This is a genomic window from Actinoallomurus iriomotensis (assembly GCF_030269445.1).
GTDB classification, from domain to species: Bacteria; Actinomycetota; Actinomycetes; order Streptosporangiales; family Streptosporangiaceae; genus Actinoallomurus; species Actinoallomurus iriomotensis.
Map to the genome: position 1 here is coordinate 667622 of NZ_BSTJ01000001.1, position 25245 is coordinate 692866.

At 72.5% G+C, this 25245-nt stretch carries 24 protein-coding genes; 9 read left to right on the top strand and 15 right to left on the bottom strand.

The window, feature by feature from the left end; genetic code table 11:
• Positions 1-48: 48 nt before the first annotated feature.
• Positions 49-780: a 16S rRNA (uracil(1498)-N(3))-methyltransferase gene (locus tag QSK37_RS03185; RefSeq protein ID WP_285617389.1), complete on the bottom strand. Its 732-nt coding sequence runs from the start codon at positions 778-780 to the stop codon at positions 49-51.
• A 225-nt stretch (positions 781-1005) separates the two neighbouring features.
• Here QSK37_RS03185 and QSK37_RS03190 point away from each other — a divergent pair, with 225 nt between their 5' ends.
• On the top strand, positions 1006-2025 hold the full coding sequence (locus QSK37_RS03190) for a DUF6924 domain-containing protein (protein WP_285617391.1): 1020 nt from the start codon (positions 1006-1008) through the stop codon (positions 2023-2025).
• Between the two features lie 88 nt (positions 2026-2113).
• Here QSK37_RS03190 and dnaJ read toward each other — a convergent pair whose 3' ends face one another.
• Both dnaJ and hrcA read right to left on the bottom strand, forming a co-directional pair.
• Positions 2114-3244: a molecular chaperone DnaJ gene (gene dnaJ, locus QSK37_RS03195; RefSeq protein ID WP_285617393.1), complete on the bottom strand. Its 1131-nt coding sequence runs from the start codon at positions 3242-3244 to the stop codon at positions 2114-2116.
• Positions 3245-4258 (bottom strand): heat-inducible transcriptional repressor HrcA, encoded by a 1014-nt coding sequence (gene hrcA / locus QSK37_RS03200; protein ID WP_285580665.1) that lies wholly within the window; start codon positions 4256-4258, stop codon positions 3245-3247.
• A 257-nt stretch (positions 4259-4515) separates the two neighbouring features.
• On the opposite strand from hrcA, the gene QSK37_RS03205 reads away from it, so the two are divergent.
• The 3 genes from QSK37_RS03205 to QSK37_RS03215 are packed head-to-tail and all read left to right on the top strand — an operon-like array spanning position 4516 to position 6509.
• Positions 4516-5340 carry a DUF3097 domain-containing protein gene (locus QSK37_RS03205; RefSeq protein WP_285617395.1) on the top strand — a complete coding sequence of 275 codons (825 nt, stop codon included), beginning with the start codon at positions 4516-4518 and terminating at the stop codon, positions 5338-5340.
• 59 nt (positions 5341-5399) lie between these two features.
• On the top strand, positions 5400-5969 hold the full coding sequence (locus tag QSK37_RS03210; RefSeq protein WP_285617397.1) for a magnetosome magnetite crystal formation protein family: 570 nt from the start codon (positions 5400-5402) through the stop codon (positions 5967-5969).
• 9 nt (positions 5970-5978) lie between these two features.
• A complete protein-coding gene (locus QSK37_RS03215) occupies positions 5979-6509 on the top strand; it encodes a DUF4870 domain-containing protein (protein WP_285617399.1) in 531 nt (176 codons plus the stop codon).
• On the opposite strand, the gene hemW is transcribed toward QSK37_RS03215, so the two are convergent.
• A complete protein-coding gene (hemW, locus tag QSK37_RS03220) occupies positions 6502-7710 on the bottom strand; it encodes a radical SAM family heme chaperone HemW (RefSeq protein WP_285617401.1) in 1209 nt (402 codons plus the stop codon). The two genes, QSK37_RS03215 and hemW, sit on opposite strands and share 8 nt — an antisense overlap.
• A gap of 47 nt (positions 7711-7757) precedes the next feature.
• A complete protein-coding gene (locus QSK37_RS03225) occupies positions 7758-8234 on the bottom strand; it encodes an ATP-binding protein (RefSeq protein ID WP_285617403.1) in 477 nt (158 codons plus the stop codon).
• Between the two features lie 159 nt (positions 8235-8393).
• Here QSK37_RS03225 and QSK37_RS03230 point away from each other — a divergent pair, with 159 nt between their 5' ends.
• Complete coding sequence (locus tag QSK37_RS03230; protein WP_285617405.1) at positions 8394-9149, top strand: SDR family oxidoreductase; 756 nt, start codon at positions 8394-8396, stop codon at positions 9147-9149.
• A gap of 18 nt (positions 9150-9167) precedes the next feature.
• Here the strand turns inward: QSK37_RS03230 and QSK37_RS03235 are convergent, their stop codons facing one another.
• The gene (locus QSK37_RS03235) at positions 9168-10028 is read right to left on the bottom strand and encodes an LLM class F420-dependent oxidoreductase (protein WP_285617406.1); all 861 of its coding nucleotides are present in this window, start codon (positions 10026-10028) and stop codon (positions 9168-9170) included.
• A 58-nt stretch (positions 10029-10086) separates the two neighbouring features.
• On the bottom strand, positions 10087-11916 hold the full coding sequence (lepA, locus tag QSK37_RS03240) for a translation elongation factor 4 (RefSeq protein ID WP_285617408.1): 1830 nt from the start codon (positions 11914-11916) through the stop codon (positions 10087-10089).
• Between the two features lie 208 nt (positions 11917-12124).
• Here lepA and QSK37_RS03245 point away from each other — a divergent pair, with 208 nt between their 5' ends.
• On the top strand, positions 12125-13069 hold the full coding sequence (locus QSK37_RS03245) for a phosphotransferase family protein (RefSeq protein ID WP_285617410.1): 945 nt from the start codon (positions 12125-12127) through the stop codon (positions 13067-13069).
• 82 nt (positions 13070-13151) lie between these two features.
• Complete coding sequence (gene rpsT, locus QSK37_RS03250) at positions 13152-13421, top strand: 30S ribosomal protein S20 (protein ID WP_285580676.1); 270 nt, start codon at positions 13152-13154, stop codon at positions 13419-13421.
• Positions 13422-13558: 137 nt separating this feature from the next.
• On the opposite strand, the gene QSK37_RS03255 is transcribed toward rpsT, so the two are convergent.
• The 5 genes from QSK37_RS03255 to QSK37_RS03275 form a co-directional block, all read right to left on the bottom strand.
• Positions 13559-13789 carry a hypothetical protein gene (locus tag QSK37_RS03255; RefSeq protein WP_285617412.1) on the bottom strand — a complete coding sequence of 77 codons (231 nt, stop codon included), beginning with the start codon at positions 13787-13789 and terminating at the stop codon, positions 13559-13561.
• A 381-nt stretch (positions 13790-14170) separates the two neighbouring features.
• Positions 14171-14677: a hypothetical protein gene (locus QSK37_RS03260; RefSeq protein WP_285617414.1), complete on the bottom strand. Its 507-nt coding sequence runs from the start codon at positions 14675-14677 to the stop codon at positions 14171-14173.
• Between the two features lie 65 nt (positions 14678-14742).
• The gene (locus QSK37_RS03265) at positions 14743-15150 is read right to left on the bottom strand and encodes a hypothetical protein (protein ID WP_285617416.1); all 408 of its coding nucleotides are present in this window, start codon (positions 15148-15150) and stop codon (positions 14743-14745) included.
• A 46-nt stretch (positions 15151-15196) separates the two neighbouring features.
• Positions 15197-16156 (bottom strand): DNA polymerase III subunit delta, encoded by a 960-nt coding sequence (gene holA / locus QSK37_RS03270; RefSeq protein WP_285617417.1) that lies wholly within the window; start codon positions 16154-16156, stop codon positions 15197-15199.
• A gap of 799 nt (positions 16157-16955) precedes the next feature.
• Positions 16956-17444 carry a nitroreductase/quinone reductase family protein gene (locus QSK37_RS03275; protein ID WP_285617420.1) on the bottom strand — a complete coding sequence of 163 codons (489 nt, stop codon included), beginning with the start codon at positions 17442-17444 and terminating at the stop codon, positions 16956-16958.
• Between the two features lie 118 nt (positions 17445-17562).
• Between QSK37_RS03275 and QSK37_RS03280 the strand changes: the two genes are divergently transcribed.
• Complete coding sequence (locus tag QSK37_RS03280) at positions 17563-18561, top strand: LLM class flavin-dependent oxidoreductase (RefSeq protein WP_285617421.1); 999 nt, start codon at positions 17563-17565, stop codon at positions 18559-18561.
• A 23-nt stretch (positions 18562-18584) separates the two neighbouring features.
• On the opposite strand, the gene QSK37_RS03285 is transcribed toward QSK37_RS03280, so the two are convergent.
• Positions 18585-21035: a ComEC/Rec2 family competence protein gene (locus QSK37_RS03285; protein WP_285617422.1), complete on the bottom strand. Its 2451-nt coding sequence runs from the start codon at positions 21033-21035 to the stop codon at positions 18585-18587.
• Complete coding sequence (locus QSK37_RS03290; protein WP_285617423.1) at positions 21032-21790, bottom strand: ComEA family DNA-binding protein; 759 nt, start codon at positions 21788-21790, stop codon at positions 21032-21034. The genes QSK37_RS03285 and QSK37_RS03290 overlap by 4 nt, the downstream gene beginning before the upstream one ends.
• Positions 21791-21983: 193 nt before the next feature.
• Here QSK37_RS03290 and QSK37_RS03295 point away from each other — a divergent pair, with 193 nt between their 5' ends.
• The gene (locus tag QSK37_RS03295) at positions 21984-23621 is read left to right on the top strand and encodes a carboxylesterase/lipase family protein (RefSeq protein WP_285617425.1); all 1638 of its coding nucleotides are present in this window, start codon (positions 21984-21986) and stop codon (positions 23619-23621) included.
• A gap of 12 nt (positions 23622-23633) precedes the next feature.
• Here the strand turns inward: QSK37_RS03295 and QSK37_RS03300 are convergent, their stop codons facing one another.
• Positions 23634-25220, bottom strand: a complete 1587-nt coding sequence (locus QSK37_RS03300; RefSeq protein ID WP_285617427.1) for a serine/threonine-protein kinase — start codon at positions 25218-25220, stop codon at positions 23634-23636.
• Positions 25221-25245: the final 25 nt, after the last annotated feature.

The following is a 25245-nucleotide window of genomic DNA, read 5'->3' on the forward strand; positions in this document are numbered from 1 at the left end:
CCGGGACGGCATCCGCGATGCCGCCCCGGGACCGCGGGCGTCCAGCGGCTACCAGCGGCCCGTACGGCTCAGCAGCACCGAGGCGGCGGCCACGCCCGCCGTGGACGTGCGCAGCACCGTCGGGCCGAGCAGGGTCGGCACGCCGCCGGCCGCCGCGAACGCCGCGACCTCCTCGTCGGTCAGGCCGCCCTCCGGGCCGACGACCACGACGAGGTCCCCGGAGTCCGGCACCGGCAGGCCGCTCAGCGGGCGTTCGGCCTCCTCGTGCAGCACCACCGCAAGCGGCGCGTCCGCGATCCGCGACACCGCGTCGGCGGTGGTGGCCAGGTCGGTGACCTCCGGCAGCCAGGCGCGGCGGGCCTGCTTGGCGGCCTCCCGCGCGGTGCCGCGCCAGCGCGCGAGGGCCTTGGCCCGGCGCTCGGGACGCCACTGGGTCACGCAGCGCGCCGCCGCCCAGGGGACGATCACGTCCACGCCGACCTCGGTCATCGTCTCGACCGCCAGCTCGCCCCGGTCGCCCTTCGGCAGGGCCTGGATCACCACGATCCGGGGGTCCGGGCGGGGCACGTGACGGCGTGTGCGGGCCTCCAGGTGAAGGCGGTCGCGTTCGGCCGAGGTGACGACGCACTCGACGAGCCGGCCCTCTCCGTCGCCGAGGTCGACCCGCTCCCCCGGCCGCAGCCGGCGTACGGCCGCGGCGTGACGTCCCTCGGGCCCCTCGAGGACGATCCGGTCGGACTCGAGACGGGAGGGATCGCTGAGGAAGAGGGGTGGGCTCATGGCCCCGATCGTAGGCGTGAGCGGGATCGGGAGCACCCGCGGCCTTGATCGTGTCGAGGACCGGAACGGTCTCGTTGCGGCCTGCCCGGCGCGCGCCGGGCGGGCCGCAACGAGGCAACGGCTCTGAGGGCGGGACCTCGGCGGGCAGCAGGGCGGAGCGACTTTGTCAGCCGGGACCGATAGAAACGGATGGCCTGTCCGCCACCAACCGCGAGGTACCCGCTGATGCGTCCCGCCCTGCCCCTGCCCCCGGCCGATGAGGGCACCCGAGTGCCCGGCATGCTGCTGATCCGCACCGACCATGACGACGACGCCTGGCGCGACGTGCTCCACCGCATGGGCGAACTGCCCGGCCTGGTCACCCCGCGCCCGGGCGACGGTGGTCTCGCTCCCACGGAGGAGGAGATCATTCCCCGGCGTCTGGTGGTGGTGGACGATCCCGCCTGGCGGGGCGCCGCTCCCGAGGAGGTGCGCGAGGCCCTGGGCGGGGACGGGGCGTGGGTCCCCGACCTGGTCCTGATGGCCACCGAACGGACCGCGGCCACTCCGCACCTGCGCCCTTTGCGGGCGTTCCGCGGTGACGGTGACGGAGACGTGGTCCTCTTCCGGATCACGCCCCTCCAGGCCGCCCTGGCCTACCTGGTACTGCACCTCGACTTGGACATCACCTTCGAGTACTTCGAGGAGTGGTCGCCCATCGCCGCCGAGTGGGAGCCCGAGGAGGGCGAGGACCTTGATGAGTGGGAGGCGGGCCTGCCCGACCCCGTGGGCGCCTACCTGGAGAGGCTGGACCCCGTCCCGCGCTACACGCGTCCGGCCCAGGCGCTGCCCCTGCTCACCCAGGGAGATACAGACCTGATCGTTCGCACCGACTTCAGCGACGACGCCGCCTGGGAAACGCTCCTCGAGACGGTGTACCGACCGGGTGGCGGGGGCCCCATCGACGATTTCGGGGACTACATCGACGTGGTGGACGACCCGGTGTTCGAGGGCGCCGCTCCGGAGCAGGTGATGGCGGTGCTGCGCGAATGGGGTGAGGTCTTGTTGATCGCGGACGGGGACACCATGCGCGACCCCGGCCACCGGGTCCTGGCCGTGCCCCTGGAGGGCCGCATCGGGTGCGCCTTCCGGCTGGATCCCGACCAGGTCGGGAGCATGGTGGCCAACCTGTCGATCGGCAACCAGGACATCGAGGACTACATGGACGACGAGACCCTGAAGGCCGTCGAAGGGCGGACTTGGTGATCAGTCCGCGAGCGGCGATGGGCTGACTCGCCGAACGTCCCCAGGCCCCGGCTCCCTCGCGAGGGAGCCGGGGCCGGGGTCGTAGGTCTCAGCGGCCGTTGAAGGCGTCGCGCAGGCGGGAGAAGAAGCCCTGCTGGCCCGGTGAGAACTTGCCGGGGGGCCGCTCCTCGCCGCGCAGCACGGCCAGGCGGCGCAGGAGCTCCTCCTGCTCCTCGTCGAGCTTGGTGGGCGTCTCGATGTTCACGTGGATCATCAGGTCGCCGCGGCCGTTCTCGTTGAGGTGCTTGACGCCCCGCCCGTACATCGGGATCTGCTGGCCGGACTGGGTGCCGGGCCGGATGTCGATCTCCTCCGGTCCGTCGAGGGTCTCCACGGTCAGCGACGTGCCGAGCGCGGCGGCGGTCATCGGCACCTGGACGGTGCAGTGCAGGTCGTCGCCCTGCCGCTCGTAGATCGCGTGCGGCCGCTCGACGATCTCCAGGAACAGGTCGCCGGCCGGGCCGCCGCCCGGGCCGACCTCGCCTTCGCCGGCGAGCTGGATGTGCGTGCCGTTCTCCACGCCGGCCGGGATGCGGACCTTGATCGTGCGGCGGGTGCGGACCCGGCCGTCGCCGGAGCACTCGGGGCACGGGGTGCGGATCACGCTGCCGTAGCCGCCGCACTGCGGGCAGGCGCGGGAGGTCATGACCTGGCCGAGGAAGGACCGGGTGACCTGCTGCACCTCGCCACGGCCGTGGCACATGTCGCAGCTCTCCGGCTGGGTGCCGGGAGCGGTGCCGGCGCCGGTGCAGTTGGTGCAGACGATCGCGGTGTCGACGGTCAGCTCGCGCGTGGTGCCGAACGCGGTCTCGGACAGGTCGAGCTCGACGCGGATCGTGCCGTTGCGGCCGCGGCGCGCCCGGCTGCGCGGGCCGCGCTGGGCCTGCGTGCCGAAGAAGGCGTCCATGATGTCGCTGAACGGGAAGCCCGCCCCGAATCCGCCGCCCGCGGCGCCGCCGCCGGGTGCGAAGGGGTCAGCGCCCATGTCGTACATCTCACGCTTTTTGGGGTCGGAGAGCACCTCGTACGCCTGGGTGATCTCCTTGAACCGATCCTGGGTCTCGGGATCGGGATTGACGTCCGGGTGCAGCTCGCGCGCGAGCCTGCGATAGGCCTTCTTGATCTCGTCCGCACCCGCGTCGCGGCGTACTCCGAGGGTCGCGTAGTAGTCGTTCGCCACTTATGACCCCGCCAGAATCTGACCGACGTACCGTGCCACTGCGCGTACCGCTCCCATCGTGCCGGGGTAGTCCATCCGCGTCGGACCGAGCACGCCGAGCCGCGCCACGGCCTGGTCGCCGGCGCCGTATCCGCTGGCGACCACCGAGGTCGTGAACAGGCTCTCGTGGGGGTTCTCGGTGCCGATCCGTACGGTGAGGCCGGCGGGATCCCCCATCTCGCCGAGCAGCCGCATCAGGACGACCTGTTCTTCCAAGGCCTCCAGCACCTCGCGGAGGCTCTGGGACAAGTCGGCGCGGGCGAGGTTCGCCGCGCCGGCGATGACGATCTTTTCTTCGTGTTTCTCGACCAGCGTCTCGAGCAGCACCGACAGGACGGTCGCGGCGAGCGGCCGATCGTCGGGCGGCAGCCGGTCGGGCACCTCGGCGACGACGCCGGGCACGTCGTTCAGCCAGCAACCGTCGAGGTGGGCGTTGAGGAGCGCGCGCAGATGCGCGATGGACTCCTCCGTGACGCTCTCGGGTATCTCGATGGTGCGCTGCTCGACCCGGCCGGTGTTGGTGATGATGACCAGCAGCAGCCGCTCCGGGCCGATCGGCACCAGCTCGACGTGGCGTACCGCCGAGCGCGTGAGCGAGGGGTACTGGACGACGGCGACCTGCCGGGTCAGCTGCGCCAGCAGCCGCACGGTGCGGGTCACGACGTCGTCGAGGTCGTAGGCGTTCGCGAGGAACGTCTCGATGGCGCGCCGCTCCGCCGCGGACAGCGGCTTGATCGTCGACAGCCGGTCGACGAAGAGCCGGTATCCCTTGTCGGTGGGCACCCGGCCCGCGCTGGTGTGCGGCTGGGCGATGTAGCCCTGCTCCTCGAGCAGGGCCATGTCGTTACGGATCGTGGCCGGGGACACGCCGAGATTGTGGCGATCGGCCAGCGCCTTCGAGCCCACGGGTTCGTTGGTGGAGACGTAGTCCTCAACGATGGCACGGAGCACCGCCAGCTTGCGATCGTCGAGCACGCACTCACCTCCCACGGTCGGCTTGGCACTCAACGTTCTTGAGTGCCAAGTGTACGGCGATCGGCGACCGTCGCGGTGGGTCGGCGGTGATGAACGACGGCGCGCACGGATCGCTGCGGGGACCGCCACGCAGTGGCGCAACGTCGTTCGCCGCACCGGTATTCCGCCGTCCGCGATCTACGCCGGCGCGCAAGCGTACCGGTTCGCGGGCGTGTTGGTCCCGGCTCGGCCGGGTTGGTCCCGGTACGTTGCGGCCCGTGCGGAGCAAGGACTACGGCGATGACGTTCTCGCGGGCGACTGGCGGCGTCCGCGCAAGGGCCAGATCCCCGAGATCGCGGCCGAACCCGGCCTGGTGGCCGAAGATCCCTCCAGCGGCTTCTGCGGCGCGGTCGTGGCCTGCGCGAAGGACGCGGTGACGCTGGAGGACCGATTCGGCAAGCGGCGGGTGTTCCCGCTCACCAAGGCCGGGTTCCTGATCGACGGCAGGCCGGTGACACTCGTCCGCCCCACGGCCGCGCCGGGCCGTGCGCTGTCGGCCTCCGGCTCCATCGCGGTACGGGACCTGCGGGCCCGGGTGGCGCGGGAGAGCCGCATCTACGTCGAGGGCAAGCACGACGCCGAGCTGGTGGAGAAGATCTGGGGGCACGACCTGCGCGTCGAGGGCGTGGTCGTGGAGTTCCTCGAGGGCGTCGACCACCTGCCGGAGATCGTCGAGGAGTTCGGCCCCGAGCCGGGCCGCCGCCTGGGCGTGCTGGTGGACCACCTGGTCGCGGGCTCGAAGGAGTCCCGGATCGCCGAGCGGGTCCAGTCGCCGTACGTGCTGGTCACCGGGCATCCGTTCATCGACATCTGGCAGGCGGTCAAGCCGGCCGTGCTCGGCATCCGTGCCTGGCCGGACGTCCCGCGCGGCATCCCCTGGAAGGAGGGGGTGATCGCGGCGCTCGGCTGGAAGGGCGAGCCGGGCGAGGTCTGGCAGACTATCCTCGGCCGGGTGCGCGCCTACCGGGACCTGGAGCCGGCACTCCTCGGCCGGGTCGAGGAACTGATCGACTTCGTCACCGATCCCCCGGCGGACGGCTGACCGCGCAACCGTCCGCGCCGCGCCCGCGTCTCATAAACTGCGACACCGCATCAGGGGACATGTCAGGACCTGTCCCGCCGGAGGGGGCGCACGCGATGACCTACGGCCAGCACCACGGCGGGCCGCCGTACGGAGGACAGCCGTACGGGCAGCCACCGTACGGGGGGCAGCCGCAGTACGGGCCGCAGCAGTACCCGCGGCCGGGGTACGCCCTTCCCGGGCATCCGGCGCCGCCCCACGACCCCTACGCCGCGCCGGAGAAACGTCGCCGCCCGGAGACGCCGACCGGCGGCCCGGTGGACGACGAGGACGAGCGCTGGGCGGTACCCGCCTACGTCGGGATGTTCGTGTCCGGCTTCGTCGCCCCCGCGATCGTCCTCGCCGCGAAGGGACGCACGTCGCACTTCGCGCGTTTCCACGCCATGCAGGCGCTCAACCTGTTCGTGGCGATGTTCGTCTGCACGTCTCTCTCGCTGCTGCTGGCCTACTTCAAGGGCCCCGACTGGCTGCTGCTCGTGCTGCTCGCGCTGGCGGCCGACTGCTTCTTCACGACCAGGGCGGCGATCGGCGCGAACCGCTGCGAGTGGTACCGCCTGCCCGCGCTCGTCGCCTGGCGGATCTTCCGGTGAGGAGTCTCCATGGCCGATTCTGAGAGCGGCCCGCCGCACGGCGGCTGGCACCCCCCGTCCGATCCCCCGCCGCCTCCCGGCCCGGGCGGGTACTACGGCCCGCCGCAGAGCTACGGCGGGTACGGCGGCCCGCCGCCGCCTCCGCCGCCATACGGTCCCCCGCCCCCGTACGGGCCGGGGATCACCGGATCGGACGACACGACGTGGGCGCTCCTGGGGTACCTGGGCCAGTTCGTCATCGGCTTCCTCGCCCCGCTCATCGTGTACCTGGCCCGCAAGGATGAGTCGCCGTTCGTCCGCTTCCACGGCGCGCAGGCCCTCAACCTGGCGCTGAGCTACCTGGCCGTCTTCTTCGGCGCGTTCGCCGTCGCCATCGTCGGCGCGATGGCACGGCTGCCGGCGCTGGCGATCGTCGCGATCGCGGCGATCTTCGCCTTCGCCATCGCGCATCTCGTGTATCTGATCATCGGCGCCGTCAAGGCCGGCCGGCGTGAGATGTACCGGATCCCGGCGGGGCTCTGCTGGCGGATGATCAGGTGAGGTCGCGGACGACGGCGTCGGCCAGGAGCCGCCCGCGCAGGGTGAGGACGGCACGGCCCGCCTCGTGCGCCTCGGGCACCAGCAGGCCGTCGCCGACCGCGCGGCGCACCGCGGCCGGGTCGTCGAACAGGTCGAGCGGGCAGCCGTCCGCCAGCCGCAGCTCCAGCATGATCCGCTCGAAGCGGCGGTCGGCGTCCTCCAGCACCTCGCGGGCGTGCGCGGGAGTGGTCTCCTCCGCGAGCCGGGCGGCGTACGCGGCCGGGTGCTTGACGTTCCACCAGCGGGTGCCGCCGACGTGGCTGTGCGCGCCCGGGCCCACGCCCCACCAGTCGCCGCCGGTCCAGTAGAGCAGGTTGTGGCGGCAGCGGGCCTCCTCGCTCGCCGCCCAGTTCGAGATCTCGTACCAGCCGAGGCCGTGCCCGCCGAGAGTGGCCTCGGCGGCGAGGTAGCGGTCGGCCATCGCGTCGTCGTCGGGCGGTGCCAGCTCCCCGCGGCGTACACGCGTGGCCAGGCGGGTGCCCTCCTCGACGATCAGGGCGTACGCGGAGACGTGGTCGGGCCCGGCGGCGACGGCGGCGTCGAGGCTGGCCTGCCAGTCGGCGTCGCCCTCACCCGGCGTGCCGTAGATCAGATCCAGGTTGACGTGCTCGAACCCGGCCTCCCGGGCCCAGGCCACGCACTGCTGCGGCCGGCCCGGAGTGTGCGTGCGGTCGAGCACGGTCAGAACGTGCTCCCGCACGCTCTGCATCCCGAAAGACACGCGGGTGAAGCCCGCCTCGCGCAGCTCGGACAGGTACGCGAGATCGGCCGTCTCGGGGTTGGACTCGGTGGTGACCTCCGCGCCGGCGGCCAGCCCGAACTCCTTGCCGATCGCCTCCAGCACCCGGCCGAGGTCGCCCGCCGGCAGCAGCGTGGGCGTGCCGCCGCCGACGAACACCGTCTCCACCGGCAGGTCGGCGTCGCCCAGCACACGCCGCGCCATGCGGATCTCGGCGATCGCCGTGTCGGCGTAGGACTCGCGTGAGGCGCCGCGCAGCTCGGTCGCGGTGTAGGTGTTGAAGTCGCAGTAGCCGCAGCGCGTGACGCAGAACGGCACGTGCACGTAGAAGCCGAACGGACGCGTGCCCAGGCCGGCCAGGGCGCTCGCGGGCAGCGCTCCGTCTCTTGGTACCGGGTCCCCGTCGGGCAGCGTCGATGGCACGTCTCAAGTGTGCCGCCCCCGCGGGGGTGCCCGCGCCGTGGCCCCGGTCAGACGCCGGGCACCGGAAGCCGCCAGGACGCGCCGCGGAACTCCGCCCACACCGTCGTACGCCCGGAGCGCTCGATCACGCCCCAGGCCTCCGCGAGCGCGTCGACGATCAGGATGCCCCGGCCGCTCTCCGACTGAGCGTCGCGGCGGAGCCGTGGCCTGCTCGCCGTCGCGCCGTCGTTGGTGACCTCCGCGCGGACGACCTCCCCGTACGCGGACAGGCCGATGGTGATCTGTCCCCCGTCACCGCTCGGCGTGTGCACGATCGCGTTGGTGGCGAGCTCGCTCACCCCCAGGGCGACCTTCTCCAGAGCGGGATGCCACGACCCGAGCGTCTCGCGTACGAACCGGCGGCCGTTCGCCACCGAACGCTCGACGCCCGGCAGGGTGATGGTGCTGCGCGGCGCCGTGTCCCCCGCGGCGCCGCCGTCCGCATCGCGCGGTGAGTCGTCACGGCGAACTCCCCGCCCTGCCATGGCAGCGTCCAATGTTCCTCCCCGTCGAACCGCGAGCACGGCGTGTCTACCCCCGTGTGACGCAAAAACACCGAACCTCGTTCCAGGATGTTGTCCGGCTCGCCGTACCACGACCGGCGAGCCCACCCGACCGAAGAACCGACAGATCGGCTGAATACCGTGCTCAGCGACACCTCAGCAGTCGTCACCGGCGCGTCGAGCGGCATCGGCGCCGCGGTCGCGCAAGCGCTCGCCGCCGAAGGGGCGACCGTCGCGTTGCTCGCCCGGCGCCGCGACCGGCTCGCCGCTCTCGCCGAGACCGTCAACGCGCGTGCGGGCGGCCGGGCCCACGTCTACCAGGCCGACGTCACCGACGCCGACGCCGTCCGCACCGCGATCGACGCCGCGGCCCGCGACTGCGGCGGCATCGACATCCTGGTCAACAACGCCGGCGGCGGCACGTGGGGGCCCGCCCTCACCGCCGACCTGGCCGACTGGCACGGCACCGTCGAGGTCAACCTCAACGGGGTCCTCAACACCACCCACGCGGCCCTGCCGTACCTGACCCGGGCCGCCGCCGGCCACCGCAGGGGCGTCGCCGACATCGTCACCATCAGCTCGGCCGCGGGACGCAGAGTGCCCGGCCCGATGAGCAACGTCTACGCGGCCACCAAACACGCCGTCGGCGCCTTCTCCGAGGCCCTGCGGCAGGAACTCGCCGAGCACCACGTACGCGCCGGGCTCGTCGAACCGGGCGTCGTCGTCACCGAGCTGACCACCGGCGGCCGCGCGCACGCGCCCGACGCGACCAGGCCCACCGGTTACGGCCTGCTCCAACCGGACGACATCGCGGCCGCCGTGGTGTTCATGGTGACCCGGCCTCGCCACGCCGCGGTCAACGAGATACTCGTGCGGCCGACCGAACAGGTCCTCTGATCCGGTCTGACGCGCGGCTCAGCCGTGCTGTCGCAGCTCCAGCCCCTCGGCGAGCTCTCGCCACTGCGCCCGCGGCAGGGATCCGTCCTCGCCGGTCACGACCTGGAGGACGACGTGGTCGGCGCCGGCCTCGCGGTGCGCCTCGATCCGCTCGCGGATCGCCGTCACGTCGCCCCAGGCGAACGTCGCGTCGACCAGCCGGTCGCTGCCACCGTCGCGGAAGTCGTCGTCGGTGAAGCCGAAACGCCGCAGGTTGGTGGTGTAGTTCGGCAGGCCGAGGTAGCCCGCGAGGCGGCCGCGCGCGGTGACGCGGGCGCGTTCGGGGTCGGTGTCGAGGACGACCTTCATCTCCGGGGCCAGCAGCGGGTCCGGCCCGAGGACCTCGCGGGCCGTGGCGGTGTGCTCGGGCGTGATGAGGTACGGATGGGCGCCCGCGGCGCGGTCACGCGACAGCGCGAGCATGCGGGGTCCGAGCGCGGCGAGCACCCGACCGGACTTCGGCGACCCGGCGGCGTCGAGACGGTCGATGAAGTCCACCATCGTGGAGTACGGCTTGGAGTAGTCCTTGGCCAGGGCGCCGTGGCTGGCGCCGAGGCCGAGCAGGAAGCGGCCGGGGTACTCCGCGTCGACGGAGGCCTGTTCTTCGGCCACCTCCGCGGCCTCGTAGTCCCAGATGCTCAGGATGCCGGTGGCGACGACGATGCGAGAGGTCGCCGCCAGGACCGGGCGCGCGTGGCGTACACCGGGACTGGCGCCGAGCCAGATCGCGCCGTACCCGAGCTCCTCCAGCTCCGCGGCGGCCTCGCGGATCTCGCCCGCGGCGCGCGGGTCCTCGTCGCGCAGCCCGACGTCCCAGATGCCGATGCGGCCCAGTTCCATGTTCGGATCCCACCTTCGTGTCGACGTGTGACAGACGACAACCCGGCCGGGCGACGCGCTATTTCTTGCCCTTCTCCGGCGCGGCGGTGGTGGAGAGGGCGGCGACGAAGGCCTCCTGCGGGACGTCGACACGGCCGATCGTCTTCATCCGCTTCTTGCCCTCCTTCTGCTTCTCCAGCAGCTTGCGCTTACGGGAGATGTCACCGCCGTAGCACTTGGCGAGGACGTCCTTGCGGATGGCGCGGATGTTCTCGCGGGCGATGATCCGCGCGCCGATCGCGGCCTGGATGGGCACCTCGAACTGCTGGCGCGGGATGAGCTCCTTGAGCTTGGCCGTCATCATCAGGCCGTACTCGCGGGACTTGTCCTTGTGCACGATCTGGCTGAACGCGTCGACGGACTCGCCCTGCAGCAGGATGTCGACCTTGACCAGGTCGGACTCCTGCTCGCCGCTGGGCTCGTAGTCGAGCGAGGCGTAGCCGCGGGTCTTGGACTTCAGCTGGTCGAAGAAGTCGAAGATGATCTCCGCGAGGGGCAGGGTGTAGCGGATCTCCACGCGGTCCTCGGACAGGTAGTCCATGCCGAGGAGCACGCCGCGGCGGCCCTGGCACAGCTCCATGATCGCGCCGATGTGCTCGCTCGGCGACAGGAGCGTGGCCTTGACGACCGGCTCGTACACCGAAGCGATCTTGCCCTCGGGGAACTCGCTGGGGTTGGTGACGCGGTGTTCCTCGCCGTTCTCCATCACGACGCGGTACACGACGTTGGGCGCGGTGGAGATCAGCGACAGGTCGAACTCCCGTTCCAGCCGCTCACGGACGATCTCCATGTGCAGCAGGCCCAGGAACCCGCAGCGGAATCCGAAGCCGAGCGCCAGTGACGTCTCCGGCTCGTACACGAGCGCGGCGTCGTTGAGCCGCAGCTTGTCGAGGGCGTCGCGCAACTCGGGGTAGTCGTCGCCGTCCACCGGGTACAGGCCGGAGAAGACCATCGGCCGGGGGTGGCGGTAGCCGCCGAGGGACTCTTCGGCCCTGCGGCTGGCGCTGGTCACCGTGTCGCCGACGCGCGCCTGACGCACGTCCTTCACGCCGGTGATGAGGTACCCGACCTCACCGACCCCGAGCCCGTCGACCGGCTTGGGCTCGGGCGAGATCACGCCCACCTCGAGCGTGTCGTGCGCAGCGCCGGTGGACATCATCAGGCTCTTCTCGCGCCGGGACAGGCGCCCGTCGACCACCCGCACGTACGTGACGACGCCGCGGTAGGTGTCGTACACCGAGTCGAAGATCAGCGCCCGCGCCGGCCCGTCGGGGTCGCCCGTGGGCGCCGGCACGGTCGCGACGATGTTGTCGAGCAGCTCCGCGACGCCCTCACCGGTCTTGCCGGAGACCCGTAGAACCTCCGACGGGTCGCAGCCGATGATCCCGGCGATCTCCGCGGCGTACTTGTCCGGCTGCGCGGCCGGCAGATCGATCTTGTTGAGGACCGGGATGATGTGCAGGTCCGCCTCGAGCGCGAGGTAGAGGTTGGCGAGCGTCTGCGCCTCGATGCCCTGGGCGGCGTCCACGAGCAGCACCGCGCCCTCGCAGGCCTCCAGCGACCGGGAGACCTCGTAGGAGAAGTCGACGTGCCCTGGCGTGTCGATGAGGTTGAGGACGTAGTCCTTCCACGGCAGGCGCACGGCCTGGCTCTTGATGGTGATGCCGCGCTCACGCTCGATGTCCATGCGGTCGAGGTACTGCGCGCGCATCTGGCGCTCCTCGACCACACCGGTGAGCTGCAGCATGCGGTCGGCGAGCGTCGACTTGCCATGGTCGATGTGCGCGATGATGCAGAAGTTGCGAATCACCGCGGGATCGGTGTGGGTTTGGTTCGGTACGGGCGGCACCGGCGTCCTCGTGAAGTGATGGATCTAGCGTTCTCCATGGTCCCATGCCGCACGCGATGCTCGGTTCCGCGCCCACCCGAGACCCGGCCCCGGCACCCGCGGGCAGGGCCCTCGCGCGCTCTACCCGCCGAGCGCCGGCGCGCACCGAGCGCGCGGCCACGCGGGAAATCCCGTTGAGGGGGCGGCGGGGATTGGCGAGGATTCGCCCATGGCTTCGCCTCCACCTGCCGCCGGTCCGCGGCCGGCCTGGGCCGATCTTCCGGCGTACGTCCGGTCGGTCGTCGAGGAGCGCGCGGGGGCGGTCGTCGTGCGGGCGGCCGACCAGCGGGGCGGGTTCTCGCCCGGTGTGGCGGCGCGGCTGCTGTTGGAGGACGGGCGCCGGTTGTTCGTCAAGGCGGTGGCGTCGTCGATCAATCCCGTCTCCCCCGACCTGCATCGCGGCGAGGTCCGTACGCTCGCCGCCCTGCCGGCCGCCGTGCCCGCGCCGCGCCTGCGCTGGAGCCATGATGACGGCGACTGGGTGGTTCTCGGCATCGAGGACGTCGACGGGTGTACGCCCGCGCTGCCGTGGCGCCGCGCCGAGCTCGACCGGGTCGTGGCGGCGGTCGCGGCCATGGCGCGAGCACTGACGCCGGCACCGGACGGCTTTCCCCGCGTGGTGGAGAAGATGGACGCCGCGTTCACCGGCTGGCGGACGCTCGCCGCGGACCCGCCGCCGGATCTGGGTCCCTGGGAGTCACGGCGCCTCGACCGGCTCGCCGCGCTGGAGGAGTCGTGGAGCGGCTACGCGGACGGTGACACGCTCCTCCACTTCGACCTGCGTGCGGACAATGTGCTGCTCGATCGCTCCGGCGGCGTGCACGTCGTCGACTGGGCCCACGCGTGCAGGGGCGCGCCCTGGGTCGATCTCGCGCTCCTGCTGGTCGAGGTGGACGATCCGGCCGCCGACGAGATCCTCGCGGACGCCGGCGCGCCCCGCGAGGGTGTGGACGCGCTGCTGTGCGCGTTCGCCGGGTTCCTGGCCGATCACTGCCGCCGGCCGGCCCCGCCCGGGCTCCCGACGATCCGCGCCTACCAGCGGGCGTACGCTGAGAGCGCGACCGGCTGGCTGGCCCGGCGCTGGGATTCCGGTTCGGTTTGGGCGTTGGGTTAGGGCTTGGTAGGCTGTCCCACTGCGTGTGGGCGCGTTAGGTCCCGCGCCCCATCCCATCGACTTCATACCTGAGGCTTCTTTCGTGGCGAACATCAAGTCCCAGATCAAGCGGAACAAGCAGAACGAGAAGGCTCGCCTGCGCAACAAGGCGGTCAAGTCGGAGCTGAAGACCGAGATCCGCAAGTTCCGTGAGGCCGCCGAGTCGGGCGACGCCGACGCGGCCAACACCCAGCTGCGCATCGCACTGCGCAAGCTCGACAAGGCCGCCAGCAAGGGCGTCATCCACAAGAACCAGGCCGCCAACCGCAAGTCGGCGATCGCCAAGCGCGCCGCCGCGCTGCAGGCCAAGTAAGGTTCGAAGGCTCTCCGACGCCGCGCCCCAACCGGGCGCGGCGTCGTTGTGCTGTCCAAAGACTTCGCCGCACCCCCACCTCCGGTTCAAGGGCGCCCCCACAAGTTCGCCCGGATCGCCGCGCACCCGCCCGCTGATCACCATCGCCGCCCGGCCCGGCGATCACTTGTTCGGTGACGTCCTGCTCCCACAGGCCCGCGTCCGCCTGGCGCCACCGCGATCCGTGCGCGGAGGGCGTCGGCGTCGAGCCGCTCGTGGCGGGCGGCGGCCGGCAGTGTCGCGCCGGCCTCGCCGGTCGCGCTGACGGTGGGTTTGCTCGTCGCCGTGCCGGGCGCCTCCCGCGGGTCGTCGGGTACGACCTCGGCCATGGCAGCGCGCGAAGCTGGACAGCGGTGAGCGGTCCGGAGCCAAGGTCACCACGAAATCGCGCGAACGTCCCAGGCCGCCGCGATGCCGGGCGCACGCCGCTTGAAGATCGCGTGTCGGTCGCCCCAGCCGTGCCGATCCTGTGATCGCCCCGGACACCTCGACACCCCGCCGCACACATCGCCGGCCGGCCGCCTGCAGATCGCCGTCAGCCCATCGGCCGCCCTCAAACCGCCGTCGGCTCACCGACCGGCCAGCCGCAAGATCGTCGTGGGGTCGCTCCAGCCGACCGCGACCGTCGTCCACCCAGCACGGTCACCGTACGGACGCCGCTCGGTGCGCGCGGTCGGCCCGGTCCCCCCTCACCGTGCGGTGGCGTCGGCTCAGAGTCTGGCGGCCCAGGAGGCGGTGATCTGTTCGTCGAGTTCCGCCCAGGTGGCGACCGGGTGTACCCAGTCGGGCGGGGTGGCCGGCTGGGGGCCGAACAGGTACAGGTGCGGTACGAGCCCTCGCAGGGCCGTGTGGACCGAGAGACGGTCGTCGACCATGTGGGTGATGCGGAGTTCGGCGCAGTGGCCGGCCTTGTCGGCGCGCTTTCTACAGAAACGAACGTTCCGCGGCGCGATTCCGGTGCGCTGGTAGAAGTCGTGGCGGTCGAGCCATTCCAGCGTGCGTCGCTGAATGCGTTCGCCGCACTTTGATATCACCCAGACACGGCCGCCGAACCGGTCGACCAGTCCGGGCAGGGTCTCGAACATGCCCGCCGTGGCCGGGGATCGCATCGCCTCCTCGGCGTCTCCGTCGAGGAAGACGGTGTCCGCTTCCCCTGATTCCGCCGCGCCGCCGTGGATGACCCGGCCGAAATCGACTCCGAGGCGCGGTTCCGTCATGACTTTCATCGCACCAGACTGCGGCATGACCCGTTCGACGGTAAACCGATTATCGCGAACGCCGCCTAGCGGCCGAATTCATTGATATAGCGCTCGACCGCTCGCCGGTCGTATCCGCGGAGTACGACATCGAACACGGGCGGACCGTCGGTCCCGGCCCCACCGGCCGACCGCACGTACTCATCCACCTGCCGCCGGTCATAACCGCGAAGCACCACGTCGAACTTCGGCCGCGGCAGGCAGACTCCGGGGTCGGCGGCACCACCGGTCATCCGTACGTACTCATCCACCTGCCGCCGGTCGTACCCGCGGGGCACCACGTCGAACACCGGTGGCGGCCCGTCGAGCCCGGGTCCGGCGGTCTCGTCACTCGTCAGGCTCCGTACGTACTCGTCCACCTGCCGCCGGTCGTACCCACGCCAGACGACCGGGAACTCCGGTCCTTCCGCCGCCGGCTCCCACAGCCCGTCCATGCGCGCTCACCCGCCCTGGCCCGGCACCACGCCGCGCGACGGCGCGTCAGCGCGTGCCGCGGGCGACGACGATCTGGTTGATCGCCTTTTCCAGAGCGTACGCCGGGTCGGCGCCCGCGCCCTTCACCTGGGCGTCGGTCTCGGCCACCGCCTGGAGGGCCTGCGCGACGCCTTCCGGTGTCCAGCCGCGCAGTTGCTGCCGTACGCGGTCGACCTTCCACGGCGGCATGCCCAGCTCCTTGGCGAGCCCGGCGCCGCGCAACCCACGCGGGGCGCCGCCGACCTTGGCCAGTGAGCGGACGCCCTGGGCCAGCGCGCTCGTGATCAGGACCGGGGCGACACCCGTGGCCAGGGCCCAGCGCAGCTGTTCGAGCGCGTCGGCGAGCTTGCCCTCCATCGCACGGTCGGCGACGTTGAAGCCGCTGACCTCCGCGCGTCCGCGGTGATAGCGCGCGACCGCCGCGTCGCCGACCTTGCCGCCGGTGTCGGCGACGAGCTGGCTGCATGCGCTGGCGAGCTCACGAAGGTCGTTGCCCACGGCGTCGAGCAGGTTGCGGGCGGCGTCCTCGCCGATGCTGCCGCCGGCCCGGCGAACCTCGGCCCGTACGAAGGCGACCCGCTCCCCCGGCCGGGTGATCTTCTGACAGGTGACCTTGCGCGCACCCGCCTTGGTGAGGGCGTCGACCAGCGCCTTGCCCTTGACACCGCCCGCGTGCACGACGACGAAATCGATGTCGTCGGCCGGGTTCGCGGCATACGCACCGATCTCGGCGATCAAGTCCTTGCCGAAGTCCTGCGCGGAGCGGAGCACGACGACCCGTCCCCCGCCGAACAGCGACGGCGAGGTCAACTCGGCGAGCGCACCACGGCTCAGCGTGGCCGGAGTCAACTCGTGCACCTCGACATCGGACTCGCGCGCGCGTGCGGCGGTGACCACGTCGGCGACCGCCCGGTCGACCAGCAGTTCTTCGTCACCGACGATCAGTGTGAGACGTTCGGAGGACACGCTTGCAGCATCCCATGCCACGACGATCCTCCGCGCCGTACCGGCGACTTCGACCGACGCCCGGCGACAGAAGGAACCGAATACGCCGCCGCAGCCCCCCGAATCCGGGTACGCCGCCACAGCCGGTCGCCGACGCATAGCCGCCCCGCCGGGTAGCAGCACGGGAGCTTCCAGGAACAGAGCGTCGTACGGGAGACGACCTCGATGGCGCCCGCCTCCGTCCCACGCCACCTGGCAACGCGGACGCCACCGCCGCGAACCGGAACACCACCGCCCCGCCTGCGGCCGGGATACGGCCGCTTCGGGGAACGGCGATGGTCAGGACGGCCCGGTGCAGGCACCGCCGGGTGGCACCGGCCGTGCTCCGCTGACCGTGTGCGGCGGCATTGTGCTGCGCGACGTCAGGATCGCGGCGCAATGCGGCGGCAGAGCGCCCGCGGAGGCGGTGGCGCCGCCAAGCTGCCTCGGGATCGCGGCGGAACACCCGCAAGGCGGTCGCGGAACACCAGCGAAGCGATCGCGGAACACCAGCGGAGCGGCGGTGCCACTGACGTGGCCGCCGCGGGTGGCCGTGCGCAGCACGCGTCAGTCGAGTGGAGCACCAGCGGGCGATGGTGCCACCGACGTGACCAATCCCGGCGCACCACCACGGATGGCCGCGCACACCACCCGTCGGCCAGGCGAACCACCAGCCGGGCGGCAATGCCACCGACATGGCCACCCCCGACACACCACCACGAGTGGCCGCGCACACCACCCGTCGGACGTGCGGGAGGGCAGGCTTTCGGTGTTGGTGTGGTCAGCCGGCGTTGGCTGGGACGTGGGGGCGGAAGGCGATGGCGCGTACGGAGCCGAGGTCGTCGTTCTTCGGGTCGGGTGGGAGTGGGAACACGCGTGTCAGCAGTCGCCAGCCGAGTGGATGGGCCTCGCGGACGGCGATGAGGAGGGAGCGGCACTCCTCGGCGGGTAGGAAGCGGTGTTCGGGTTCGGCGAAGCGGAGGTGGCCGATACGCAGTTCGAGCGCGCGGCCGGCGCGGACGTTGCGCACCCAGTCGGCGCGGTTTCCCCATGCGGCGACCACGACGACCTCGCCGGTCTCGTGGTCGAGACGGGCGACCTCCAGCACGGTCTCGCGGCGGAGCCCGGTGAGCCGTCCCTGGTGGGCCAGGTAGAGGAAGCGTTTGCCGAGAAGGAAACCCAGGTCGCGGCGGTACAACCAACGCGGTGCCCGCAGAGTGTGGAGCAACAGCCCCTCGGGTCCGTGGGCGCCGGACGCTTCTCGGCTCATCGTCCAATAATGCCCGATCGAATCCGGGCTGGGCTCTTGGAACGGGCTCGCGCGGATCTCGCACGTTCTCGTCCGGGATGGTGGGAATCGCCATTAGGTGCCGCCGGTTACGTGTTATATGGCCGAATTCAGTGATGTGCGCTGGTCAGTGCTGGACCTCGTGCCGGTGAGCACGGCGACGACCCCCGCCGAGGCGTTGCGGGCGTCCGTCGATCTGGCCCCGGTGGTGGAGCGGCTCGGCTACCACCGCCTGTGGGTCGCCGAGCACCACGGCATGCCCGGTATCGCCAGTTCGTCCCCCGCTGTCCTCATCGCGCATCTCGCGGAGGCCACGACGACTCTGCGGCTGGGTTCGGGCGGCGTGATGCTGCCGAACCACGCGCCGCTGGTCGTGGCGGAACAGTTCGGCACGCTGGAGGCGCTGCACCCGGGCCGTATCGACCTGGGCATCGGCCGCGCGCCGGGCACGGACCAGGCGACGGCGTACGCGCTGCGCCGCAGCCCCGACCTGAGCGCGGACGCGTTCCCCGAAGACCTGGCCCAGTTGCGGGCGTTCCTCGACGGCACGTACCCGCGGATCCGCGCCGTGCCCACCGGAGAGAACCCTCCGGAGGTCTGGCTGCTGGGCTCCAGCGGGTACAGCGCGCAGCTCGCGGGCGTGCTGGGCCTGCCGTTCGCGTTCGCGCACCACTTCAGCGCCCGGTTCACCGATCCCGCGCTGGAGCTGTACCGGTCGAGCTTCCAACCGGCCGGTGGCCTGGACCGGCCGTACGCGATGGTGACCGCGGCGGTGTTCGCCGCCGACACCGACGAGGAGGCGCACCGCCTCGCCGCCCCGCAGGGACTGTCGATCCTGCGGCTGCGCTCGGGCAACCCGGGCCTGCTGCCGACGCCGGAGGAGGCACAGGTCTACGAGTACACGCCGCAGGAACGCGAGGCGATCTCGACGTTCACCGAGTCGCACATTGTCGGCGGCCCGGACTCGGTCCGCAAGGGGCTGCTGGCGCTGCTCGAACGCACCCGGCCCCAGGAACTCATGGTCTCCACCAACATCGGCGACCCGGCCGCCCGCCGCCGCTCGTACGAGATCGTCGCGGAGGTCGCCAAGGACCTCTGACGGCGCCGCGCCGCATCGGCCGGTCATGGTCTGTTCCTCCGGGTCACGACGGTGGGGCCGGCGCGCGAACCGATGACGGCGACGTCGCCGTCGCGGTCGGTGCGGTAGACACGCTCGCCCAGGCGGGTGAGCGTGGACATGGTCGACGGCGCCGGATGGCCGTAGTCGTTGTCCGCCCCGACGGAGGCGATCGCCACCCGGGCGCGCACGGCGGCGAGGAAGGCGGGGTCCTGATGTGACGAGCCGTGGTGCGGGATCTTCAGGACCTGGGCGGCCGGGACTCCGGCCGCCAGGAGCTCGCGCTGTGCCTCGATCTCGACGTCGCCGGAGAGCATGACGCTGAGGTCCGGCCAGCGGGCGAGCATGACGACGCTGGCGTTGTTGACCGTGGTGCCGGTGTCACGCGCGGTCACGCGCAGAGTGCTGAGCGGGCCGAGCACGGACAGGGTGAGCGGGCCGACGGTCCAGACGTCGCCGATACCGGCCGTGCGGGGTGTCCGGCCGGCGAGGAGGTGCCGCTCCTCGCCGTCGCTGTCCGGGCTGATCACGACGGTGCCGACCGCCCGGCCGCGCAGCACTCCGGGCAGGCCGTCGATATGGTCGGCGTGCGGATGGGTGAGGACCAGCAGCGGAACGGTGTGGACGCCGAGGTCGCGCAGGCACCGGTCCATCGCGAGCGGATCGGGACCGGTGTCGACGACGGCGGCCTGCCCGGGGCCGGTGAACAGCGCGAGGCCGTCGCCCTGACCGACGTCGCAGACCACGAACAGCCAGCCGCGCGGTGGCCAGGACGGCGCGAGGACGTGCGTTCCGACCGCGACGAGGACGACGCCCGCCAGGACCGCGGCGGCGATCCCGCGGGCCATCGGCCGGCGGAACACCAGCGCGCCCACCACCACGGTGGCGAGCAGGAGCGCGACGCCGGTGAGGCCGGCCGGCCATCCGATCACCGCGTACGGCATCGAGGCGAAGAACCGGGCGACGCCCGTGATCCAGCCGACCGCCAGGCCCGCCGGCCACACGATGAGACGGGCGACGCCGAGCGAGAAGGGCGCGACCGTCGCGGCCAGGACACCGAGCAGCGTCGCGGGTGCGACGGCCGGAGCGGCGAGGAGATTGGCCGGTATCGCGGACAGGCTGACTCCGGTGCCGAGCATCGCCAGCAGGGGCGCGCAGGCGAGATGCGCGGCGGCGGACACGGCGAGGGCCTCCGCGAGGCCCCGTGGCATCCGCCTGCTGAGCCGATCGCGCCACGCCGGGGCGAGCACGAGGATGCCCGCCGTCGCCGACGCCGACAGCGCGAAGCCGTACGACCGGGCCAGCTCCGGATCGGCGAGGACGAGGACCAGGACGGCGGCGCACAGCGCGGGCACGCCCTGGCGCTCGCGTCCGCCGACCACCGCGATCAGTGCGATGCCGCCCATCACGGCGGCGCGCAGCACGCTCGGTGAGGGACGGGCCAGGACGACGAACCCGACGATGGCGGCGCCGGCGAGCAGCGGACCCGCCCGCCGCCCCAGGCCCGCGAACCGGCCGAGGCCGAGCACGGCGCCCAGAACCAGCGAGAGGTTCTCACCGCTGACCGCCATGAGGTGGGTGAGCCCGGCCTTCTCGAACGCGTCGGCCAGGTCGGGCCGGAGCAGCGACGTGTCGCCGTCGACCAGGCCGGGCAGCACGCCGCGCTGGTCGCCCGGCAGGTGGCTCGCCGCTGCTCGGAGGCGCAGGCGGATGACCCCGGCCACGCGCTGGGGCGGCGACGGCGCCCCCAATGTCGTCGGCGGGCCGCGCACCAGGGCGATGGCCGCCAGGAGCTCACTCCGCTCCGGCGTCGTCAGGCGGGCGGTGAAGCGAATGCGACGGCTCGGCAGCAGCCCCTTCCAGGCCGGGGCCGTGGCGAGCACGAGGACGGGCACCCGTACCCGCTGGTTGCCGACCTGCTCGACGCGGACGGGGACGATCACCGTTTCGCGGTGGTGGACCGCGCCGGTCTTGACGACCGCCCTCGGGTCGCCGGTCACGACCCCGTCGAGGCGTGCCGTGGCCCCGCGCTTCGCCAGTCCGCGTACCGGCCCGGATCCGACGGCGGCCAGCCGTGACCCGACGCCGAGCGCGGAGGCGGCCACGCAGATCAGGACGGCCGCCGAGGCCGTGCGCACCCCGCCCGCCGGTCGGCGGCGAGCGTCCGCCGGCGCCGGCCGGACGAGCAACGCGACGGCCGTGGTCAACGAGGCGGCGGCGACGAGGTACGCGACCGCCGGGCTCGCGGCGAGCAGGACCAGCGCCGCCAGCCAGGCCGCGACGGTCGGACCGACGAGCCGCAGGTCCGGCCCGGCGACGCGGCGTACGTCCTCCACGGCCGCCCACGGTCCGCCGCCGGCACCCGTACCGGCGGGAACGGGGGGCGGGTGCTCGCCCGCCGGTGCCTCGCCCGCAGCGAGAGCCGGGAGGTCATCGTCCGGTGGCGGGGCGCTCATACGCGGACGAGGCCCTTCACGTCGGCGAACTTGGCCTCGCCGATGCCCGACACCTGCCGTAACTCATCGACCGAGCGGAACCCGCCGTGCTGGGTGCGGTAGTCGACGATGCGCTGGGCCAGCACCGGCCCCACGCCCGGCAGCTGGTCGAGCTCCCCGGCCGTCGCGGCGTTCAGGTCGAGAGGCGCGCCGGGCACGGACGATGCCGAAGCACCCGGCGACGACCCGGACGCGGGCGTGGCGGTGACGCCGACGAGGATCTGCTCGCCGTCGACGACCTTGCGGGCCAGGTTGAGGGTGCCGGTCCTGGCACCGGGACGGACGCCGCCCGCCTCCTTGATCGCGTCGATGACCCTGGACCCGGCGGGCAGCGTGACGACGCCGGGACGACGGACCTTCCCCGCCACGTCGACGACGAGCGGGGCGGAGACCGGCGAGGGCGTGGCGGCGACCCGCGACGCGGCGGCGGGCCGGACGACGGGTGGCGGGGCCGGCCGCGGCCGGGGGCGCGACCACCAGAAACAGGCACCCGCCACCAGGGCGGCCAGCAGCGCGGCCAGTGCCAGCACCCGCACCCCGGGCAGGCCCGGATCCAGGCGCGGACGGCCGGCGTCATCAGGGCTGTCGGGCGAGGCGCGTAACGCCACCGCGGGAGGGCCTTGCGGCGGCGGCACGGGCCCGCCGCCGAACGACCGCGGCGGCCGGAACGCCTCACGAAGCCGATCGAGCGCGGAGGGATCCATCGGATGCTTCATGGCCCGAAAAGCTAATCCGCCGGAACACAGAGCGACAGACCGAACGCGATCTGTGGATAACCCCGATCCCCACCCGTACGAGCACGGGTGGTGACAGGTCCACCCCTCACCAGGGTTCAGGCCCACTGACACCGGCCGCCGGGTGCCGGAGAGTCATGCCTACCTGATCCGGCATGAAACCGAGGGGTTCCTCATGAAGCAAAAGCCAGGCAGTTCGACGGCGCGGCGGGCCGCCCGCGCCAAGACGTCCGTTCGCTTGGTGACCACCGCCTGTATCGCCGGGGCGCTCGCCGCCGGGCTGACCGGCGCCGCCCGCGCCGACCAGGGAAACGGCGACCCCGCCGTCGTCCGCGTCGGCGACGGGGCGGTACGCGGCAGCGTCGGCGACGGGTACCGCCAGTTCGACGGCATCCCCTACGCCGCGCCGCCCGTCGGTGACCTGCGATGGACCTCCCCGCAGCCACCCCGGCGCTGGTCCGGCGTACGGGCGGCCACCGAGCCGCGGAGCTCGTGCCCGCAGACCGCCGGGTTCCTCGGCGACGCGGCCAGCGACGACGAGGACTGCCTCTACCTCAACGTCACCACTCCTGCGAACAGCAACGGCGAGAAGCTTCCCGTCATGTTCTGGATCCACGGCGGCGGCTTCTACTCCGGCTCCGGCAGCCTGTACGGCGCCGAGCGCCTGGCCACCGAGGGCCACGTGGTCGTCGTCACGCTCAACTACCGGCTGGGAGTGTTCGGCTTCCTCGACCACCCGGCGTTGGACGGCGCGCGGGAGAAGTCGGGCGACTACGGCATCGAGGACCAGCAGGCCGCGCTGCGCTGGGTGCGGAAGAACGCCGCGGCGTTCGGCGGAGACGCGGGCAACGTCACGCTCTTCGGCGAGTCCGCCGGCGGCGCGAGCACCTGCGCGCACCTGGCCTCCCCCGCCTCGGCCGGGCTGTTCCGCCGCGCGATCGTGCAGAGCGGCCCGTGCACGATGGCGTCCGAGTGGCCCTACCCCGAGGGAAACTGGGTCGTACGGCCACGAGCCACCGCGCAGAAGCAGGGCGAGGCGGTGGCCGCCAAGCTCGGCTGCGAGCAGGACACCGTCGCCTGCCTGCGCGGCAAGTCGGTGGCCGAACTGCTCGACGCCTCCGACGGCGGCCAGGGGTACGGGCCGGCGGCCGGAGACGGCGGCGTGCTGCCGCTGTCTCCGAAGACGGCGCTGGCCACCGGCCGTTTCAACCGCGTCCCGGTGATCCACGGCACCACCCGCGACGAGCACCGTACGTTCGTCGCCGCCATCGAGACCTTCACCGGGCACACCGTCACCGACGCCGACTACCGGCAGGACCTGCGGGACTTCTTCGGCCCGGAGAAGGCCGCCGAAGTCCTGAAGGAGTACCCGGTCGACGCGTACGAGTCGCCGAGCGTGGCCCTCTCCACCGTCTGGACCGACTCCGCGTGGGCCTGCACCGCGCTGGACACCGACCGGCTGCTCAGCACGCGCGTGCCCACCTACGCGTACGAGTTCGCCGACGCGAAGGCGCCGTGGGCCAGTGACGGATCCTCGCCGAGCTTCCCGACCGGCGCGTTCCACGCCGCCGAGCTGCAGTACCTGTTCGACGACGAGCAGTTCCGCACCCCGCTGAACGCCGACCAGCGGAAGCTGTCCGACCAGATGATCCGCTACTGGACCACCTTCGCGCACACCGGCGACCCGAACGGCGGCGGCACGGTGACCTGGCCGCGCTTCACCGGCACGGAGGTACGGTCGCTGAACACCGGCGGGGACACTCGGGCCGATCTGTCGAGCGAGCACCACTGCGGCTTCTGGAAATCGCTCTGATCGAACGCCGGTTCATTCCCGGTCGACGGAGAACGTCGTGCACCCGGCGGTCTCGGAGACCACCCTTCCCCTGATGCGGGAGGGGTGGTCTTCCGGCACGTCGGCGCTGAGCCCGACCATGAGGTAGTCGCCCGGCCGCTCGATCCAGCGCACGCCTCGGAGTTCGAGGTCCCGGGAGACGAACGTCCCCTGCATGGCGTACGAGCCGGACGGGACGGACGGATTGCCCGGATGGGCGGAGAAGCTGAAGGTCGCCTCCAGCCCGCCGTCCGTCGTCACCGGCCGGATCACCAGTTCGAGATCGGTCACGCCCTGCAGGCAGGTGTAGGTCCCCCGCCAGTTGCCGGCGACCGCGGCGGCGGTACCGGGCGAGAGCGCCGGAACGCCCGGCGCGGATGGGCTGGCGGTGCCGGTCACGTTCTTCCGCCGGCCTCCAGAGCCGTCCGTGTCCCGTGTCGTGGCGAACGCGACGATGCCCACCACCGCCAGCAGCGCCAGGGCCGCCCCGGCCACCACGATGGCGCGTACCGGCCCGGCGCCGCGGGACGGCGCCCCGCCCGGCCAGGTCGGGTAGGGCGGCGGCGGTTGCTGCCGCCACTGGGCCGACTCGGACGGCCACAGAGGCCGCTGTCCCTCGTCGCCGTGGCCGGGCGGCGTCCACTCGAGCGTGCCCCGGTCGGCGACAGGGCCGTCGGCGCGGGCTCCCGGCCCGGACGGCGCGTCCCCGTTGAGAGGGGCGTTCCGCTCCGCGACCATGGTCGTCACCGCGGGGGGAAGCCAGCCGCCGGGCCTGTCGGCCGACGCGGACAGTTCGCGCAGGACGTCGGCGACGAGCGGCCGGGCCGCGGGATCCTTGGCCAGGCAGCCGGCGACGAGTTCCCGCACCGGCGAGGACAGGGTGCCCAGGTCGGGCTCGGTGTGGAGGATCCGGTAGCCGATCGACGCGGTCGATCCTCCGTCGAAGGGCCCTCGGCCGGTGGCGGCGAAGGTCAGCACGGATCCCAGGGCGAATACGTCACTGGCGGGTCCCAGATCGCCGCTGCCATGGATCTGTTCGGGGGACATGAAGCCCGGCGTGCCGAGCAGCGAACCGGTGGCGGTGATCGCTGCGGCGTCCATCGCGCGAGCGATGCCGAAGTCGATGATCCGCGGACCGTCGACGGCCAGGATGACGTTGCCGGGCTTGAGATCCCGGTGCACCAGCCCGCAGGCGTGGATCGCGGCCAGGCCCTCGGCCAGCCCGGCGCCCAGTGCCAGGACGCTTCGTGGCGGCAGCGGTCCATGCGCCTCGACCGCCTCGCGCAGTGAGGGGCCGGGAATGTAGGCGGTGACCAGCCACGGAGGGTCGGCGGTCGGGTCGGCGTCGACCAGCGGCGCGGTGTGGAAGCCGCCGACGCGGCGAGCCGCCTCCACCTCCTGGCCGAAACGGCGGCGAAAGCCGTCGTCGGCCGCCAGCCCCGGCAACAGCACCTTGACCGCGACCGGCCGCCCGCCCGGCGAGTGGCCGAGGAACACCTGTCCCATGCCTCCGCCGCCGAGCCGGCCGACCAGCCGGTAGGAGCCGATCTCTCGTGGGTCCTCCGGCCGCAGAGGTCTCATCGTCATAACCCCCGTACGTCCCGAT